Origin of the sequence: Psychrobacter sp. 5A.1 (genome assembly GCF_030407455.1) — a bacterium.
GTDB lineage: Bacteria > Pseudomonadota > Gammaproteobacteria > Pseudomonadales > Moraxellaceae > Psychrobacter.
Map to the genome: position 1 here is coordinate 1 of NZ_JASDDJ010000001.1, position 19430 is coordinate 19430.

A 19430-nucleotide genomic window follows, 5' to 3' on the forward strand; every position below is an offset into this window, starting at 1 on the left:
TAACACCGTTAGAAAAAGAGAAGCGCTACTTTAATAAAAACCTCTTATCAGGTGTCCTAAATTAGTTGACCACTACAGATACTATCCGCTACATGCTTGATGTCTTTATTGGTCTTGCTGTTCATATAGGCGTTTACAAAATCAAAATGATGTTTTAAAAACTCGTTTGGGCTGGTATGTATAAAAGGTAGACTAAAGGTGCGCTGAATAATACCGGCATTATCTACGTCACAACAGCGTACATCCCAAGGAGTGTTGATATCATTCTGCATATGGATCTTTAGTTTATTCCAGTCGTAGGTTTCCACTTGTTTATTCGCACCAATAACATAGACTTTACCGTTTTTGCGGTTAAAGCGAACAGGAAAATAGGTATAGGTAAATAGCTCGCGGCTGAGAAGTCGAATAACAAACCATACACCTACACCCCATATAATAACGAGTAAAAGCATAGCAATTACTACCCAACTAAAACCTTCTTTTATGAAAATATTGAATGAAATATAGGCGCATAAACTAAACCCTGTAAGTCCAAGTAGTAGAGCAGCACCTTGGATATGTGTTATTTCACCACGTTCAGACTCCCATCGATCAACTAGCTCCATATAAGTACTGTTAAACTGCACTACCGTTCGCTGTGGTCGCAGTGGTAATCCATGAGGTTTGTTTTGATTTAAACGGTATGCTTCATATTCTTTTTTATAGTGCTTACCTATGCTGCTGTAAGTCTTATTCCTTGAGCGCCCAGTTAGATCGATAAACATATTTTATTTTCAAGTTGTCAATTAAATATTTTTAGCCAGGTTACCATCAGTAACCTTTATACGAGTGAATCTATAAACCCCACTCTCAACTTTAAAAGTGATTGAAAAAAGAAGAGCATCTCACTAATCTATTGTTTTCGACCAAGAATACAACGGAGTCATGAGATGCCCATAGACGAATTTATCATCCGACTGTAGAGATAAAGAGTATTTATTTTCATCTTATAACGACAGTTGTGAGTGGTTGTAGCAGTTATTAATTTTTAGTTAGGCGAAATTCAATGAAAAGTACGCTAAAATTTTTTCTTTTACTAACAGTGCCAATCTCTATCGTTGCCTGTAATGCACAATCATCTCCTTCAGAACCTAAAACAAGCAATGAAGAAACGATGGCTACGGCTGAGGTAAGTGGTGCTGATAACGATGTAAATGCTAAACCAAATATCGTTTTATATATGAAGTATCATGACTTATCTGGTCTTGAAAAATCTACTGAGTCTGATGCTAATTTTTATCGAGTGCTTATTAAAGAGCTGCCTAACGATAGCTATTTAGTACAAGACTTTTTTATCTCGGGAGATAAGCTTACAGATCCGTATATTTTGACAGATGGCAAGCTTGAATATAACGATAACGAGGACGAGGACGTCGCCCATCCTAACAATAATTATCCAAGAGAAGGCGCAAGGATCGTATGGTTTGAGTCTGGTAATAAAAAAATAGAATCACACTATAAAAACAACATGCTCGCAGGAACTTGGATTGATTACTATGAAAATGGACAAAAACACAATGAAGATTATTACATAGACGGGTTTCTTCACGGTACATCTAAAAGCTGGAATGAACAGGGCGATCTAACACTTGAATGCACTTATAACCATGGTGTCGAAAATGGTCGCTGTTATTCCAAATTCAACTCTTATCCTGATATTTATCAGTCTGACAGTAACTATAAGAACGGTAAGAAAATTGGTATTTCTAAGCAATGGAATATGGACGGCACTATTAATAAGTTCACCTTTAATGGGTTGCTATCTTTGCAGGAAATCAAAAAAGACTTACCAAAAGATCAGTTTGAAATATTTACTTTCGATGTCAATGCGGATGACATAGACGACTTAGTGATTAGCCGCATCAATGACGATAGTAATTTATTTCAAGGCGATGAGCTCTATGTACTGACTGGAGACAAAAGTGGTAAATACACACTGAGCTTGAGTACGCGGAGCTATACCACTGATACAGGTTGGTATTTATCCAACATATTACCGCGTCGAGACCGTCTAGGATTTATTATAAGCACTCAATATTCTACAGGGAGCTCTGAATATACTTTTTACTATACATTTGAAAATGGTAAATGGTATATATCAGACTCATCAAATGAGGGTTCTATACCAACTGGTGATGAGTATTATTGTATTGACCACAATAAGTCTAGTATAGATGATTTTATTACCCTGATTGCTTCGTATCCAACAGAAGCTGATGAGCTTGTCAGAAACTGCCCCCCACCTCCGACCAAGTACACTGTCAAAACAGATCAAGCAGAAATTCTTGATGAAAAATTCGAATCACGGTCGAAACCGAACTATTATATTAAAGGTGATTTGATTGAAGCTTTTGATCAAAATGAGGACTGGGTGAAAGTTGCTTATAAAAATGGTACTAAATTCGGCTGGATTGACAAGCGTGATCTAAGCCCAATAGCGGACTGATCTTTAGTATTTTTTAGAATTTATGTCTATATTAGACCTCTTGCAAAAGTAGCTTCAAGACTCAAAGAATATAACTGACCCCTAAATATTCAATAGATATGCCAAATATAGCCAAACTACTTGAACAGAGTGATGCAGGTTTTAAACGTTATACCGGCATCCACAAAGCCACTTTTGAGCAAATGCTAGAAGCCATGCAAGAGCATGAAGCTTCCAAGACCAAATCAGGTCGTCCAAGTGAGCTTAGCTTAGAGGCGCAGATTTTACTAGCACTGACCTATTGCCGTGATTACCGTTCAAACCATAATGCGATTACATCATAGACTGTCTGCTTGGCACTCTACTTTTCCATTAACTTTTCACACCGTTTAGATAGCAGTAGCAAAAGCTCGCTACCATTTTGTGCTACGATAATTTACTAAGTTTATAAAATGATATAGAGACTATGACCCATATTTTACTGGTAGAAGATGACCCTGCGATCGCAATGTCACTCAAGGTGACTTGCAAGCGTGAAGGCTGGAAAATCACCTGGCTAGACAATGCCAGTAGCGTACTACCGATGCTACACAATGAGGCGGCGCAAGACTTATCAGCGATTATTTTGGATGTTGGCTTGCCAGATGGTGATGGTCTTAGCTTATGTCAACAAATACGCCACACACCTGATATTGAGACCCTAAAAGACCTTCCTATCATATTTTTGACGGCACGTAGTGATGAGGTCGATAGAATTTTGGGCTTAGAGATGGGTGGCGACGATTACTGTGCCAAGCCCTTTAGCCCGCGTGAATTGGTCGCCCGCCTAAAAGCCATTTGGCGACGTGAACAGCTATTGTCCCAGCAGTCTACGACTCATACCGCCGCAATAGACAATGATGGCCCTGCTCAGAATATGTCGGGGCAAGCCTTAACATTCAAATGTCAATCTGGCGTTTGGCATTACCAGCCACTCAATTACTCGCTAATGTGGCAAGAGCAAAAGCTTGAACTAAGCAATACCGAGCGCAAAATTTTATTAACATTATTGCAAGCACCCAACCAAGTCTTTAGCCGTGAGCAACTGCTTAGCGCAGTGAGCGATTATCCAGATCATCGCTTGGCCAGAACCATAGACAGCCATATCAAGGCGATTCGTAAGCAGCTGGCGACTGTCGACTCAAGCATCGATGTCATCCATACGCATCGCGGATTGGGTTATGCATTATGTCCCGCTTAGCTATATTTTACTTAGTACTGACTTTCTATAACTGCAAGCAACACTGATAAAAATATGAATCATAAAGCGAATGATAGCGCCAACAGCCATGCTAAGAATAATGGTGATCACCGTGCTCATGCCAGCCAAAGCAATTGGTATGCAAAACTGCATCCCATTGGCACCGCACAGCAAGCCCCTAAACGGAAACGCTTGCTCAATTTAAGTATTTTTTTTAGGATTTGGCTCGCGTTGGCCTTAGTACTGATTATTTGCGGTGTATTCGCGTTTACTCAACTGTTTGGCTATGTCAAACCAACAGCGCAGCAAGTCATCGAAGACACATTATTAGATACCAGCAAACTGCTGGCAGCCAGCTTGCAGGTGCCATTTTCTTCAGGGCAGCTATACGATGAAGCGTATCAAGCAAGACTTGATGCGGCATTTATTGGCCTGCCAGCGATGACTAAAACTCAAGAACCAGAAGATAAAAACAAAAGCTATAGCAGTTTTCGGATATACGTAACGGACCATACAGGGGTGGTCATATACGACTCTCTGCCTGAACCCGACAATGATGAAGGGCAAGATTATAGCCGCTGGAACGATGTATATTTAACGTTAAAAAGTCAATATGGTGCGAGAAGTACGACACGAGATCACAATCAGCGTGATGGTACGATCATGTATGTGGCGCAGCCAATCAAAGACGATTCTGGCAAACTGATTGGTATCGTGAGCGTCGGCAAGCCTGTCGCTAGTGTATTGCCGTATTTGGACAATACACGCAACCGCATGCTGATCACAGCGCTACTTATGAGCATTGCTGCTCTTATACTGGCAGGTCTAGTGGCATGGTGGCTCAAGCAAAGCATCACCTTGGTGACTCAATATACCAGTGCGCTGGCAGAGGACACAAAAAAACCCTATTTTTACTTAGGTCATGAGCTAAATAGCCTGACAGATACGATCGAAACCATGAAGCATCGGTTGGAAAATCGTGCTTATGTCACTGATTATGTTCACACGTTGACCCATGAGCTAAAAAGCCCTCTAACCGCGATACGCGCCAGTGGCGAGCTGTTAGAAGATGACGGATTGGATGGTCATAAACTGGATAATGAAGATCGGCAAATGCTTATCGAAACAATCGGTGAACAAAGCATAAAGATGCAGCAGCTCATTGACCGACTATTATTACTTGCTAAAGTGGAACAACCTACCTTTAAGCTCAATCGGCAATTGACACCCCTATTGCCCATATTGCAGAGCCTTATCAAAGACAATTCTGCTAAGCAGCAACAGCAGAACCTCAACCCCATTGATATATACATCGACGATAAACGCGTGACCACCACCGCAAACTTGCCAGCAGAAATACTGGCATCGATCAGCGTGTTTTCTGACCAATTTTGGTTAATACAAGTACTGCAAAATGTGCTGGATAATGCCATTCATTTTGCCAAAAGTACTGTTGAGATTTCTCTACACAGCACATCGCAAACCGTGACCATTGATATATTTAACGACGGTAAATTACTACCTGACTATGCGGTTAAAAAAGTGTTTGATCGTTATTTTAGCTTATCACATCAGAGCCAAGCTACTTATCATGCAACCAGTCATTCACCCATTCAGGCATCAAAGTCGTCATTCGATACGCCTACCGCATCAGAGAGCAAACAAGACCAAGAAAAGCCTAACATATCTAATAACACTCTAAAAAAAGGCACTGGCCTGGGCTTAACGTTAGTAAAACAGGTGATTGAACATCATGGTGGCCATGTTGCTATTCATAACATCCATGCCAATGTTGATAATATTGGCACTGGTAAAAACCAGCGTTCTGGCGTCATAGTGCGTATCACGCTGCCTTTGGCCAGAGAATAAAGTTTAGATAAACACAGAGTTCATTAAATTTCCATCATTCCTACACAGACTTTCTATTTCTTTGTCTTACGATAGCGTTATTCAAATTCGTCAGACAGATTAAGGAAAGAAACGCCATGCAACATGTATCAACGAATAACTCTATTATAGAAAACTTAATAGGTCAGAGCCGCCATCATTGCTCGCAGACTTTATCAAGCCAAGGCGTCGATAGTATTGAGTTTGGTCATTGGCTCGCGATTCCTAGTCAGCGGTTGTTATTGGTGTTTCGACATCAACAGTGTGTGGCTATCGATGAGTATCAATTGGCAGCCTAATACCTTACTTACTCAATGCATTGATTGTATTTAAATATAATTCACATTAGGGTCTGTTGAACATTCAAATGTGGTGCTGGCAGTCACTATAACAATCCATAAAAAAGCCCTTTATCACTTCTAGTATTAAATCACTAGCAATGATAAAGGGCTGATTACGTTAAAAAAACGTTAAGTAATAGACTCTAGTGGCGGCTTCACATCGGCATTTTGGCCACGGTGACGCAAATAGTGATCGAGCAATACAATCGCGAGCATCGCTTCTGCGATAGGCGTGGCACGTACACCCACGCAAGGATCATGACGACCCTTGGTCAGCATATCGACTGCTTCACCTTGCGTATTGATACTCTTGCCAGCGGTGGTAATGCTAGACGTTGGTTTCAGCGCAATGCTCACACGAATGTCTTGCCCTGATGCGATACCGCCCAAGATACCACCAGCGTGATTGGCCGCAAAACCATCTGGAGTCAGCTCATCACGGGCGCTATGTCCAAACTGTCCAGCCACCGCCATACCATCACCAATCTCAACGCCTTTGACCGCATTGATACTCATCATCGCATGAGCGATATCGGCATCTAAACGATCAAACACTGGCTCACCAAGACCTACTGGCACACCACTGGCAATGATATCAAGACGTGCGCCGCAACTGGTGCCTTCTCGGCGCAAGCTATCGATCAAGGTTTCAAAACGGCCAATCGCTTCTTTGTCTGCACAAAAAAACGGGTTGCTGTTTACAAAGTCCCAGTCAATTTGGCTCGAGTCTAGTACGTTACTATGCTCATTGCCGATTTGGGTCACGTGACCACGGATTTGTACGCCCAGACGCTCTTGCAAATACTTCTTCGCGATAGCGCCAGCAGCCACGCGCATCGCCGTCTCACGCGCTGACGAACGACCGCCACCACGGTAATCGCGAAAGCCATATTTCATACTATAAGTATAGTCGGCATGACCCGGGCGAAAAGTATCTTTGATATCGCTATAGTCTTTCGATTTTTGATTGGTATTGCGAATCAGTAGACCAATAGACGTACCTGTGGTTTTGCCCTCAAAGACGCCAGAGATAATCTCAACTTCATCAGACTCACGGCGCTGGGTTGAATACTTAGACGTACCCGGTTTGCGACGATCTAAATCTACTTGTAGGTCGTCGGCAGATAATTCTAAACCTGGTGGTACGCCATCGACGATGGCCATAAGGCCTGCGCCATGCGACTCACCGCAAGTGGTGACCGTAAAAACCTGCCCAATACTATTGCCTGCCATAACTATCCTTAAACAAGTAAACGCTACTGATGACTATTTGACCCATTACCCATACCATTGCTTGTGATGAGTAGTTGTAGTGATTGTTTATAGTTTCGGCTTATATAACCGACGTCTATTCAACCCAATGTTTGACTATTGACTGCTATCCAATAGCTGAACGTAAGCAGCAAACAACTGACGATGGGTCATCAGCTCATCATAGGTAATCGCAAAAACACCATGCCCGCCATGTGCAAACTTCAACCAATCAAACTGAATTTCAGGATAGGCCTGCTTTAATGCCCATTCGCTGTCACCCACTTCACAGATCAGCAAACCATCTGGGCTAAGATAATCTGGCGCTTCAAATAAGATACGATGTACCAAATCCAAACCATCTTGACCAGCAGCGAGCGCATGCTCAGGCTCATATAAAAATTCAGGTGGTAAGTCTGCCATGATAGCCGCATCAACGTACGGTGGATTGGTTACAATAAGCTCATACTGATTTTCAGCAGGTATCTTGGCAAACAAATCGGACTCAATCACATTTACTTGATGCCCAAGGTCATGATGATCTACGTTGACCATTGCCACTTCCAATGCGCCTTTATCAATATCAACGGCATCGACCAACGCATCCACGAAACGGGTCGCAAGCGCGATCGCGATACAACCAGAGCCAGTACACAAATCTAAAATACGCTCAGGCTGTGACAACTGCTTCACATCTAAGCCGTGGTCATAAAATACCGCTGACTTTTCGTTCGGACTGATACCCAGTGGTTTAGCCAATTCGGTAACTTCAAAGTACGGATGGAACTGCTGACGAATCAATTCTGCAATCGGTGAACGAGGAATAAGCACACGCTCATCGACATAAAAAGGCAAATCGCAGAAGTACGACAAGTTAATCAAATAACTGAGTGGCTTACGTTCAGCGATACGTTCTTCTAACAGTCCTAGCACTAACTGCTTCTCAGACGTGGTCAAACGACAATCAAGAATCTGCTCATTAGCAGACCAATCTAAAGATAATGAATGCAATACAATGGCAGATGCCTCTGCAAATTCATCAGTCGTGCCTTGTGCAACGACCACATCATAGTTACGCAGCTGGGTGACCGAAAAACGAATAAAATCACGAATACTGACGAGCTGCTCACGTGCTTCATTTAGCTCGGTATGCAAGTTAGCAAGTTCATCGTCTTCACCAAGAAGTCCAGTCTCTAAATCATACTCCATCTCACCCTCTAAGCCCTCAGACTCATTATCGAAGTATTGGTTTTGAAACTCTTCTGCACTCATTGTTTGGTCTTCTGACATATCGCACCTTGTGGATTAACTGCTGGCGGGTTAAATTGCGTTTTCGCTAAAAATCGTTGTATTAAATAAAAATTCAGTCATACATTATAGACGTAAACACCACATAGCGCCAATAACTGTGGCTTTTACTTAAACAAAAAAATAGTGCGAATAATGAATGGTTTGCGTAAGAATCAGGCACGATGCCATACACAGCTTCGTTAAATTATTACTCAATTGTAGCGAATACGTCAGCAGTTGACGTTTGGCAATCTTTAAATGCAAAAAGATGTGTCAAAAGTTTGCGAAGCCATCAAATTATGCGCATAATAGCCGCATTAATAGCAACTACAAGTGACTAAAAATGATGAAAATAAAGCCTATTATTACTGCTATATCTATCGCTGCCGTAAGTGCCAGTGTTGGCGCTCTTGCTGCGCCTACCGATAGTACTCGCACATTGCCAGTACGCACGATTGACTCTATGCCGAACATCGCTAAAAGAGTCAGCCTCAATGTGCAAGAGAGCCGTAGTCGCTCAGATGGTGCCGCGTCTGTCGCTGTAAAGCCCAATGCGAATACCACCAAATCGGTGGATAGCATGGATCAGCTGATCAATACCAAGCAAAACGCGCCAGCACCCGCGGCTGACAATATGAGTGCAGCAGAACTAACGCTGAAAGATGAACAGTCTGACAGTACTGATGATATTAGCGAAGGCCAAGCCGTTGCTGCTCCTAGCAACCTCTCATCTATCGATTCATCTGACCCACTCGCTTTTGAGTTGCCAGAAAACGAAAAACGTCAAGACTTCAGTGACGACCCAACCATCAAAAATATCGAAGACAAAGATGGTAAAAGACACACTACTCTGAACCTATCAAACTATGCCAAGCAAGTGAATAGTTCTGTCTGGTCACCGAACATGAAAGTCAACTCAGCGATGACGATCAAGATGCAGGCGTTACTGGATTGGAACCATGCGTCTCCTGGTCCTATCGATGGCGGTTGGGGTATGAATAGTAAAAAAGCCCTTATCAATTTTCAAACCATGAAAGGTTTGACTGCTAACGGTAAGATGGACCAAAAAACATGGGATGCTTTAGTCAAAAACATTCCTGCTAATAAGCCCGTACTGGTCACCTATACGCTGACTAAAGCAGATCTTGATACCAACTTTGCAACTACCCCTTCTGGTTCAGAAGCCAAGTCAAAAATGAAAGGTTTGTATTATCAAGACATCAAAGAGATGTTGGGCGAACGTTTCCACATGGACGTACGCTACCTTGATAAGTTGAACAAGAACAAAGAATACAAAGTCGGTGAAACCATCACAGTATTGAACAACCGTGGCGAGCTTAACCAACGTATCAACCGTATCGTAGCTCACAAAGCAGACCAAACCCTGTATGCATACAATGGTGATAAGCTGGTTGCCACTTATCCAACAACTGTCGGTAGTGCTGCGACACCATCACCAAAAGGTACGTTTAAGATCATCAATAAAGTAAAAATGCCTTGGTATAAGTCAACAGTTGGTGAAGGTGCTCAAAAGAAAGTACATATGATAGCGCCAGGACCAAATAACCCAGTAGGCGTCGTATGGATGGGCTTATCTAAACCTTCTTACGGTCTCCATGGCTCACCGAAGCCTGAAGGCATCAGCCGTCAAGCATCTGCAGGCTGTGTTCGTTTGACCAACTGGGATGTGCTAGAGGTTTATGCCAATGTTGAGAATGGCGCGACTGTCGAGCTTAAATAATCCTGATGAATGATTTTGATTAGCCGCTATTTGTAATAATGAAAAAAAGACCTCACTATTGAGGTCTTTTTTTTGTTTGCTAGCACGTGGTTGCTCAACTCAAAAGCACTATTCGATTTTATGTCTTATAGCCTTCTTCATTACCAGTAATACTGCCGATTTTTTTGGTAAGAAACAGTCCTGCAGGGATAGCGACCAAAAAGCCCAGTCCAACCGCCATTTGAATATGAGGTATTTCATTAAATCCTGTGACTAACGCCCCAATCATAAAGATACCGATAGTAACCGTTGCTGCCATTGAGTAGATGACAGAGAATAATGGCCAGTTCATAAGTTATTCCTCATTTTTATTGTGGGTATAATACCTTTATACACGAAACCCACAAAAAAAGTAAGTATTTAATTTAAACCTTCAGGGCAGTCATATCCGATGATCTGGCATAAAAACCTTGTTAATATTAAGGTTTTTATGCTGACACTCTCAATATTATAAATACGCCCTATTTAACGGTTATTATTTACCGAACATTCTCTTCGCTTAGTCGCAAAAAACTCCTATATCTTTATCTATTTATCATTACAATAGTGACTTTCTTTATCTGTTAAGAATGCCTTCTATCATGACCTCATCTAAAAAAACCACTTCTCCTGACTCATTGAATCAAAAGGATTTATCGGTCACAGCGGATGACACTCACAATCAAGATACTGTGTTTGACTCCGCCGTTGATGATGATGTGATAGAGGAGGCTCAACGAGAAAATACTCAGCACAAGCAGGCGGCTGAAATAGACATCGAAACAGAAGCAGAATATGCGCAGTCCTCTGACGCTGAGATAACGAGAGAAACCATCAGTGACGATGTGGTCGTGGCAACGTTGGCGTCACCCAAATCTGAGGCGCAATCCACCACTGAAGAGTCAAAGCGTGTAGAATCAAATCCCATAGAAACAGAGAAGAAGTCAGATTTTTTTCAAACGAATGTGGCAAATACCACAGAAAAAAACGCTCAAGACGATAGTGACGCGGAGGTAACGGTAGAAGCAGAAGACGATCACCCTACCGATGGCCAAAATACCACGACACCGCCATCAAATCAGCAAATAGCCAATCAATCAAAATCAAAAAACAAATTTAAGAATGGCGATGGTCATCAAAATGATGACTCAGAATATGATAGCCAAAGTGAAAATACCAATATAGAAGATAACGATGCCCAAGAAGACGAAAACGAAGGTAACGAAGAAGACGTTCAAGAAAAAAAAGAAGCCAAACTTGAGTCTTACAAACAGTTTGTCGCCGAACAATTCAGCAATCAAAAAGTAGATTACCCAGAAGTACGGGTTAGGATTGAGGCGAACGCCCTGCCTAGCAAGATGTACTTCATCATGAACATACTGTCTGCCATCATTGCCAGTTATGGGCTGGTGACCAATTCAGCAGCCGTGGTCATCGGGGCAATGCTGGTAGCCATGATGTTAGGCCCTATCACAGGCATCGCACTGGCAATTATTGACCACCGTATGCCTTTACTGCGTAAGTCATTTTTTACCGTTATCATTGGTGTCTCACTGGTGGTACTGGTGGGCTTTATCGTTGGTTGGCTACATAAAGATCAGCCATTGACGGCAGAAATTTTATCACGCACCCAGCCTACTTCCATGGATCTAATGATTGCCTTAGCTGGTGGTACGGCTGGTGCTTATGCGATGGTATCCCCGCACCTCTCAGTCGCTGTGGTCGGCGTGGCGGTCGCAACGGCCTTGGTACCACCACTGGCTGCTAGTGGTATTTTGCTCGCCAATGGTGAGATGCAACTCGGGCTTGGCGCGCTTTTATTAGCAGCGACCAACATCCTCGCTATCCAGTTTACCAACGCGCTTGTCTTGTGGGTCTTAGGCTTCCGTCGTTTGGTCGATGACGATTATAAGTCCAATACCTATCTGACTTTTTTGCAGCGTAACGCGGTGACTTTATTACTACTTGGTGGCTTAGGTGCTTACTTGACTATCAACCTACAGACCAATGCCAAGCAGCAAGTATTTGAGAGTAGTGTCAAAGAGGTCATCAATAGTTACTTTGTCGATCAAGGCAACGTGTTGACCAATACTCAGTTCGACACATTAGAAGAAAATCGAGTCGTACGTGCAGTCATTCGTGGAGAGACATTACCAAGCTCATATGACGTACGCCAGATTGAAACGCTCATTACTCAAGATATGGCAGAAAACTTCCCTGAATACTTGCCCATCAAGCTCCAACTGCGCTATCTACCCGTACAAGTGATTGAGTCCAATCCAACCACACAAGACAAACTGGATGAAACCGATGCGGCAATTTTGACCAATTAATGCTTAGGGCGTGTCCTCAATGAGCACATTGATACAGTTAGTCGCCTTTAAATGGTTAAGTTTTGTCAAACATCGTCAGAATTCTTGTCAATATGTTCATATTTACGGCGAGTGCTTCCTTGTTTGGCTGCAATTTTTCTCATGTTAAGCCCCGCAGTCTAAATGATGACACGCCTTAATTTATCCTCAATAGCCTACACCTCATCCTCAAAGACGTATCTACAGTCACCATCCTCAAATATGCTCATAAGACCATTGGTGTTCTCACTAAAATGGCCAACTCATCACTGAATCCTTACTATCCACATGGTTGTTTACGCTTCACAAATTAAACATACAAAAATAGCAAGACTTTTAACTAAATGTATAGGCTGTACTTGATGGCTGACTTCTATCGAATACCGTGTTAGTATCTAGGATTTTTTTTAAAGCCTTACTGCCATGATTTTGTTATCTGACGCTCAATCATCTGGCAATAAACCATCGAATCCTATATTTCGCGCTACAACAATTAAGGCAAGTTAGCCTAACAAACCTAAACTTCAGGGATAGGAGTACATAATAGTGAACAAACAATCTTGGCAAATAGCCGCAGCCTATATGTCAGTAGTCGTTGGCGGCGGTTTTGCCTCTGGTCAGGAAGTCCTTCAGTTTTTTACCGGCTATGGTATGGCAAGTGTTATTGGCACGCTGGTTAGTGCCGCGCTTTTTGCTTTTTTAGGAATGCAAATTGCGCGCATGAGTTCGAATATGCAAGCCAACTCACACAAAAAAGTACTGTATACCTTATTTGGTACGCGTGCTGGATTGGTTATGGATGTGGTGTTATCGTTCTTTTTATTTGGTGTTGGCGTGGTCATGCTGGCTGGTAGTGGTTCCATTTTTACTCAGCAATACGGTTGGCCACCGCTGGTGGGCAGTATTTTCATGACGGTACTGGTAATCGCCACACTCTGTTTAAAAGTAAAGGGTATTATAAGGCTAATCAGTATCATTATGCCTGTACTGCTGCTATTGATATTGGCTATTACCACGTACTCAATTTTTAACAGCAGCGCCTCAAGTGACACGCTAAATAAGGTAGCGCAAGAAATACCCACTATCAGCTCAAACTGGCCAATCTCAAATTGGTTTTTTGGTGCGGTGCTTTATGCCTCCTTTAACATTGCGGTTGGCTTTCCTATGCTGGCAGTCATTGGGGGTATGACCCGCTCAGAAAAAACGGCAGCCAGCGGTGGCGCGATGGGTGGGCTTGGCTTGGGCTTATTAGTATTTTTACTCAACATTGGTCTTTTTGCTAACATCGATAAACTCATAGGCGTTGAAATGCCTACTTTAGGATTGGCCTCAAACATTTCACCCGTGTTAGCGATAATTATGTCAGTGACGCTCATTTGTATGATATACAGTACCGCAGTGGGTATGTTTTTTGCCTTTAGTACACGCTTTGCGACGCCAGGAACAAATCGCTTCAAATCGCTTAGCGCATTTTTCGCTATCGTTGGACTTGGCTTAAGCCAGCTTGGTTTCAGTAAACTCATTGGCACCGTGTATCCCATGCTAGGCATTATTGGTCTAATAATGATTGTGGCTATTATTTGGGCGTGGGTTCGCAGCCGTAATCAGCCAGCACAAACACAAAGTTAACATTGAGCATGCTGAGATTGATATCACCAGTGACTTTTTGGCGACTCATGCTGTCATTCGCGGTGAAACCCATTAACGCTGATTAGTTGCAAATTAAAGCACCATTCGCCTTCGCAGAATAACCCTGCAGTTATAACTCTTGTACCAAGAGCTTAGGCGTTTGTGCTAAAATCGCTTGCAAAATTACTCATCTTATTCTATTCAATACTACCAATTAGTAAGGAGCCGCTGTGAGCCAGCCATTTCGCTCAGCCGATATTCGCCAAGCCTTTCTCGATTTTTTCATAAGCAAGCAGCACACCCAAGTTTCATCGTCTAGCTTGATTCCACACAATGACCCGACATTGCTATTTACCAATGCTGGTATGAATCAGTTCAAAGAGACATTTTTGGGAATGGAGCCACGTGACTATACACGTGCGGTAACCTCTCAAAAGTGCGTACGTGCTGGCGGTAAACACAACGATTTAGATAATGTCGGCTATACCGCACGTCATCACACGTTCTTTGAAATGCTTGGCAATTTCTCGTTTGGTGATTACTTCAAACAAGCAGGTATCGAATACATCTGGGAGTTTTTGACCTCAGATGAATGGCTAGCGATTGATAAAAATCGTCTCTATGTCACTATTTATGAGACTGATGACGAAGCCTTTGAAATTTGGAATAAAAACATAGGCATTCCAAGTGAACGCATCATTCGTATTGGCGATAATAAAGGTGCGCCTTACGCTTCCGATAACTTTTGGACGATGGGTGACACTGGTCCTTGTGGCCCTTGTACTGAAGTCTTTTATGACCACGGCGCCGATATCGAAGGCGGCCTGCCAGGTACGCCAGAAGAAGACGGCGATCGCTATATTGAGATTTGGAACTGCGTATTTATGCAGTTCAATCGTCAAAAAGACGGTACGCTATTGCCGCTACCTGCTCCAAGTGTCGATACAGGCATGGGGCTTGAGCGTATTAGTGCCATTATGCAAGGCGTTCATGGCAACTACGAGATCGACTTATTTATCCATTTGATGGATGCAGCGGCTGACATCTTAGAGATCAGCAATGAGCAACAATCATCACTAAAAGTCATCGCTGATCACATCCGCGCCGTGGCGTTTTTGATTGCCGATGGTGTCACACCAAGCAATGAAGGTCGCGGTTATGTATTGCGCCGTGTCATTCGTCGCGCAGTACGCCATGGCAACAAACTTGGTGCTGATAGTGAGTTTTTCTACAAAATGGTTGCGCCGCTCGTGGCTGAAATGGGCAGTGCTTATCCTGATCTAAAAGAAAAACAAAGCCTCATCGAAAATGCCATTCAAAAAGAAGAAGCACAGTTTGCCAAGACATTAGCACAAGGTCTACGCTTGCTTGCCAGCGAACTTGAAGGCTTACAAGATGGCGATACGCTATCTGGTGAAGCAGCGTTTAAGCTCTATGATACCTATGGTTTCCCACTTGATTTGACCGCCGATATTACTCGTGAGCGTGGTATTGCGATTGATGAAGCGGAATTTGACGAGCATATGCAAGCGCAACGTGAGCGTGCGCGTGATGCTGGCAAATTTGACGTCGATTACAGCAGCGTCATTCAAGTAGAAACGCCAACGGCATTTATCGGCTATGAGCAGCTTGAAGAAGACGGCGTGACTATTGACGCGCTTTATCAAGACGGCAACCCAGCAGACAGCTTAACAGAAGGCATGGAAGGCGTTGTGGTATTGGATCGCACCCCATTTTATGCTGAAGGTGGTGGTCAAGTTGGTGAGCTGGGCGAAATCCGTACTGCATCGGGCGTCTTTGAGGTCCAAGATACCAAAAAATCTGGTCAGGCGATTATCCATTATGGTGTCGTGACCATGGGTGAAATTAGCACCAAGCAAACGGCTGAAGCACAAGTGCTCTCAAGCATTCGTACAGCCAGTGCAAAAAACCACTCAGCCACTCACCTATTGCATGCAGCGCTCAGAGAAGTATTGGGCGACGCGGTCACCCAAAAAGGCTCACTAGTATCAAGCGAAGTATTACGTTTTGATTTCTCTTATGACAAGCCTGTCAGTGTCGCTGAAATTACGCGTATCGAACGTCTCGTCAATGAACAGATTCAAGCCAACACTCCTGCCCGTATCGAGAACATGTCGATTGATGAAGCCATGAAAAACGGTGCAATGGCGCTGTTTGGTGAAAAGTACGGCAGTGACGTGCGAGTACTAACCATGGGTACAGACAGTATCGTAGATGGTCAGCGCAAGCCTTTCTCTATCGAGCTGTGTGGCGGTTTACATGTGCAGCGTACTGGTGATATTGGTCTGTTAAAAATTACGAGCGAGTCAGGCATTGCTGCTGGCATCCGCCGTATTGAAGCCGTTACTGGCATGAATGCGGTCAAAAACATTCAGCAAAGCGAGCAACAATTGAGCGAGCTCGCCAGTCAGCTTAAAGTAAAACGCCCTGAAGTTGCCCAGCGTGTCCGTACCATGGCAGATAAGCAGCGCGACCTAGAAAAACAACTAGAGCGCTTGCAACAAAAAATAGCCAGTGCTCAAGCAGCCAACTTACTCGATGACGTACAGACTATCGCTGGTACGCCAGTGCTAATCAGTACCTTAAGCGGTATCGATGGTAAATCAATCCGTACCTTAATGGACGATATCAAATCGAAACTGCCAGATAGCGTGATTGTATTGATTGGTGACAAAGACGATCAGTTGGCGCTAGCAGCAAGCGTGGCCAAGTCTGTCACTGCTAAAGTGAAAGCTGGTGATATCATTCGTCATTTGGCGGGCGAGCTTGGTGGTAAAGGTGGTGGTAAGCCTGACTATGCACAGGGCGGCGCACCAAAATCTGGCAATAGCACCACGGTGATCAATGCTCTACCTGCTTGGATTGAAACCCAGCTTAGCTAAACTGACAGTGATGAATAGCAATGATGGGGATATAAAGCGTGACAACGTGAAACGCCACTCTGGCCTATTTCGCACAGGCTATGTGATTGGTTATAACCACTATAACCAATCGCCATACATCTAAGTGATACAGAGACTTAAAGTTACGCTGTATATATGGTATAAAGGTCAACGTTTGGACATATTGTTCATTCACTAAGTTTGAAGCAGATACCATTAGATGAATGAAATACATAGGACGTAACTCTTATAATTTGGCTTTATTTATAGTCGATTCAGAATAAGGTAGAGACAAGACAGACGAGTGAAAGTACTACAAATTGTAGGCGGAGCGCGTCTAACACCGTATCTAACTTATAAGGATTTGACTATATACAGGCATTGGCGAGTATCACATTGACTCTCATCAATGATAATAAAAGGTCATTAATGAATAATAGGTAGATTTTTATGGCGTTAATAGTACAGAAATATGGCGGCACCTCGATGGGTAGTATCGACCGCATCAAAAACGTCGCCAAACGAGTCAAGCGCTGGCATGACAATGGTCATCAAGTGGTTGTCGTGGTCTCTGCCATGAGCGGCGAAACCAACCGTTTGATTGATCTAGCTCGCCAAATTAGCACGCAGCCTGACCCTCGTGAATACGATCAAATGGTCTCAACTGGTGAGCAGGTCTCTATCTCACTACTGGCCATGGCGATTAAAGAGCTTGGTATTGGTGCCCGTTCATTTACTGGTCGCCAAGTGGCTATTAAAACTGACAACGCCCATAACAAAGCCCGTATCGAAAGTATCGATGATAAAAACATACGTGAGCAACTAGATGCTGGCAATATCGTCATCGTCGCAGGCTTTCAAGGTATTGATGAAGAAGGCAACGCGACCACATTAGGGCGCGGTGGCTCTGATACTACTGGTGTCGCTATTGCAGCTGCTTTGGGTGCTGATGAATGTCAAATTTATACCGATGTTGATGGCGTCTATACCACTGATCCTCGCGTCACCTCAAAAGCCAAAAAGCTTGAAAAAATCACCTTTGAAGAAATGCTTGAAATGGCAAGTCTTGGCTCTAAGATTTTACAGATTCGCTCAGTAGAGTTCGCTGGTAAATATGGCGTGCCGCTGCGTGTACTCTCTAGCTTTGATGAAAACACAGACGGTAGCTTTGACCAAGAATTTCAAGACAACGTTGGTACCCTAATTACGATAGACGAAGGAGACAATATGGAACAGGCAATCATCTCAGGTATCGCGTTCAACAGAGACGAAGCAAAAATCTTAGTACGCGGCGTGCCTGATCACCCTGGTATTGCCTCTGCTATTTTAAGTCCAATTGGCCGTGCCAATATCGAAATCGATATGATTGTACAAAACCTTTCGGATAACGGTACCACTGACTTTACTTTCACAGTTAACCGCACTGATTTAGATAAAACGCTAAAAGTGCTTAACGAAGAAGTGAAAGATGAAATTGGCGCCAAAGAAATATTAGGCAACAGTGAAGTTGTTAAAGTTTCATTGGTTGGTGTTGGTATGCGCTCACATGCTGGTGTTGCTAGCCTTATGTTCCAAACACTGGCTGAAAACAACATCAATATCCAAATGATATCAACCAGCGAAATCAAAGTGTCGGTTCTGATTCAAGACCAACACTTAGAAAAAGCCGTTAAGTCATTGCACACGGCATTTGGCCTAGATCGTGAAGACGGCGAAAGCAAAATCGCTGGGCTATAATGCTCAAATTAGTCAAGTATCGTTTTAGCGGTTACGGTTATCCACTCAACAGCTATCAATGACTTTATATAGTATCTAAATAAAAACAATACTTAGACGAAATAGGATCTTTTTAGATCCTATTTTTATTTTTTATAATAGTTGAAATGAGCATTTATCTAATAGTTTTGTGAAAAACCGTGACAGTATCTGTTATGCCCCCTATAATGGGGCTTTCATTTGGGCTAAATGAATCTACCTATCATTACCGTTATAAGCACGACATCGAGCATTGTAATAATTGATATATTGCATGTTTAGTGCGGCGGTAATGTCCTGCAATTGAGAAGTAATCTGATGAGTAATAATTTGTTGATGCGACATAAGGAGTGTGACGCATGTTAATTTTGACACGCCGTGTGGGCGAAACGCTAATGATTGGCGATGAAGTGAGTGTGACGGTTTTAGGCGTCAAAGGTAATCAAGTACGTATTGGTGTGAATGCGCCTAAAGATATCGCTGTACACCGCGAAGAAATTTATCAACGTATTCAGCATGAGCGTTCTGTACAGTCGCAAATGCAGCATCTTGAACAAGGC

The 19430-nt window shown here is 43.0% G+C and carries 14 protein-coding genes and 1 pseudogene; 11 read left to right on the plus strand and 4 right to left on the minus strand.

All coding sequences use genetic code 11. From position 1 onward, the window contains the following. Positions 1-56 precede the first annotated feature (56 nt). Positions 57-764 (minus strand): DUF6708 domain-containing protein, encoded by a 708-nt coding sequence (locus QL982_RS00005; RefSeq protein WP_290164372.1) that lies wholly within the window; start codon positions 762-764, stop codon positions 57-59. A gap of 281 nt (positions 765-1045) precedes the next feature. On the opposite strand from QL982_RS00005, the gene QL982_RS00010 reads away from it, so the two are divergent. The 5 genes from QL982_RS00010 (at position 1046) to QL982_RS00030 (ending at position 5890) form a co-directional block, all read left to right on the plus strand. Continuing rightward, positions 1046-2485, plus strand: coding sequence for a hypothetical protein (locus tag QL982_RS00010; RefSeq protein ID WP_290164373.1), 1440 nt, complete (start codon positions 1046-1048; stop codon positions 2483-2485). A 98-nt stretch (positions 2486-2583) separates the two neighbouring features. Beyond that, complete coding sequence (locus QL982_RS00015; RefSeq protein ID WP_290164374.1) at positions 2584-2808, plus strand: hypothetical protein; 225 nt, start codon at positions 2584-2586, stop codon at positions 2806-2808. A 122-nt stretch (positions 2809-2930) separates the two neighbouring features. Beyond that, a complete protein-coding gene (locus QL982_RS00020) occupies positions 2931-3704 on the plus strand; it encodes a response regulator (RefSeq protein ID WP_290164375.1) in 774 nt (257 codons plus the stop codon). 54 nt (positions 3705-3758) lie between these two features. Further along, entirely contained in the window at positions 3759-5573 is a 1815-nt protein-coding gene (gene creC, locus QL982_RS00025; RefSeq protein WP_290164377.1) for a two-component system sensor histidine kinase CreC, read from the plus strand. A gap of 116 nt (positions 5574-5689) precedes the next feature. Next, complete coding sequence (locus QL982_RS00030) at positions 5690-5890, plus strand: hypothetical protein (protein WP_290190102.1); 201 nt, start codon at positions 5690-5692, stop codon at positions 5888-5890. Between the two features lie 171 nt (positions 5891-6061). Here QL982_RS00030 and aroC read toward each other — a convergent pair whose 3' ends face one another. Next, the gene (aroC, locus tag QL982_RS00035; protein WP_290164379.1) at positions 6062-7165 is read right to left on the minus strand and encodes a chorismate synthase; all 1104 of its coding nucleotides are present in this window, start codon (positions 7163-7165) and stop codon (positions 6062-6064) included. A gap of 135 nt (positions 7166-7300) precedes the next feature. Next, positions 7301-8473 carry a 50S ribosomal protein L3 N(5)-glutamine methyltransferase gene (prmB, locus tag QL982_RS00040; protein WP_290164381.1) on the minus strand — a complete coding sequence of 391 codons (1173 nt, stop codon included), beginning with the start codon at positions 8471-8473 and terminating at the stop codon, positions 7301-7303. Positions 8474-8816: 343 nt separating this feature from the next. Between prmB and QL982_RS00045 the strand changes: the two genes are divergently transcribed. Further along, positions 8817-10214 (plus strand): L,D-transpeptidase family protein, encoded by a 1398-nt coding sequence (locus QL982_RS00045; RefSeq protein WP_290164382.1) that lies wholly within the window; start codon positions 8817-8819, stop codon positions 10212-10214. Positions 10215-10332: 118 nt separating this feature from the next. Here the strand turns inward: QL982_RS00045 and QL982_RS00050 are convergent, their stop codons facing one another. After that, positions 10333-10545 (minus strand): hypothetical protein, encoded by a 213-nt coding sequence (locus QL982_RS00050; protein WP_290164384.1) that lies wholly within the window; start codon positions 10543-10545, stop codon positions 10333-10335. 289 nt (positions 10546-10834) lie between these two features. Between QL982_RS00050 and QL982_RS00055 the strand changes: the two genes are divergently transcribed. The 5 genes and pseudogenes from QL982_RS00055 to csrA all read left to right on the plus strand — a co-directional run. Next, complete coding sequence (locus tag QL982_RS00055) at positions 10835-12565, plus strand: DUF389 domain-containing protein (RefSeq protein ID WP_290164385.1); 1731 nt, start codon at positions 10835-10837, stop codon at positions 12563-12565. 564 nt (positions 12566-13129) lie between these two features. Further along, the gene (locus tag QL982_RS00060; RefSeq protein WP_290164387.1) at positions 13130-14212 is read left to right on the plus strand and encodes a hypothetical protein; all 1083 of its coding nucleotides are present in this window, start codon (positions 13130-13132) and stop codon (positions 14210-14212) included. 230 nt (positions 14213-14442) lie between these two features. Continuing rightward, a complete protein-coding gene (gene alaS / locus QL982_RS00065) occupies positions 14443-17115 on the plus strand; it encodes an alanine--tRNA ligase (RefSeq protein WP_290164388.1) in 2673 nt (890 codons plus the stop codon). A gap of 450 nt (positions 17116-17565) precedes the next feature. Next, complete coding sequence (locus tag QL982_RS00070) at positions 17566-18852, plus strand: aspartate kinase (RefSeq protein ID WP_290164389.1); 1287 nt, start codon at positions 17566-17568, stop codon at positions 18850-18852. A 377-nt stretch (positions 18853-19229) separates the two neighbouring features. Next, positions 19230-19397, plus strand: a pseudogene (gene csrA, locus QL982_RS00075) (carbon storage regulator CsrA); the annotation flags it as partial. Positions 19398-19430 lie beyond the last annotated feature (33 nt).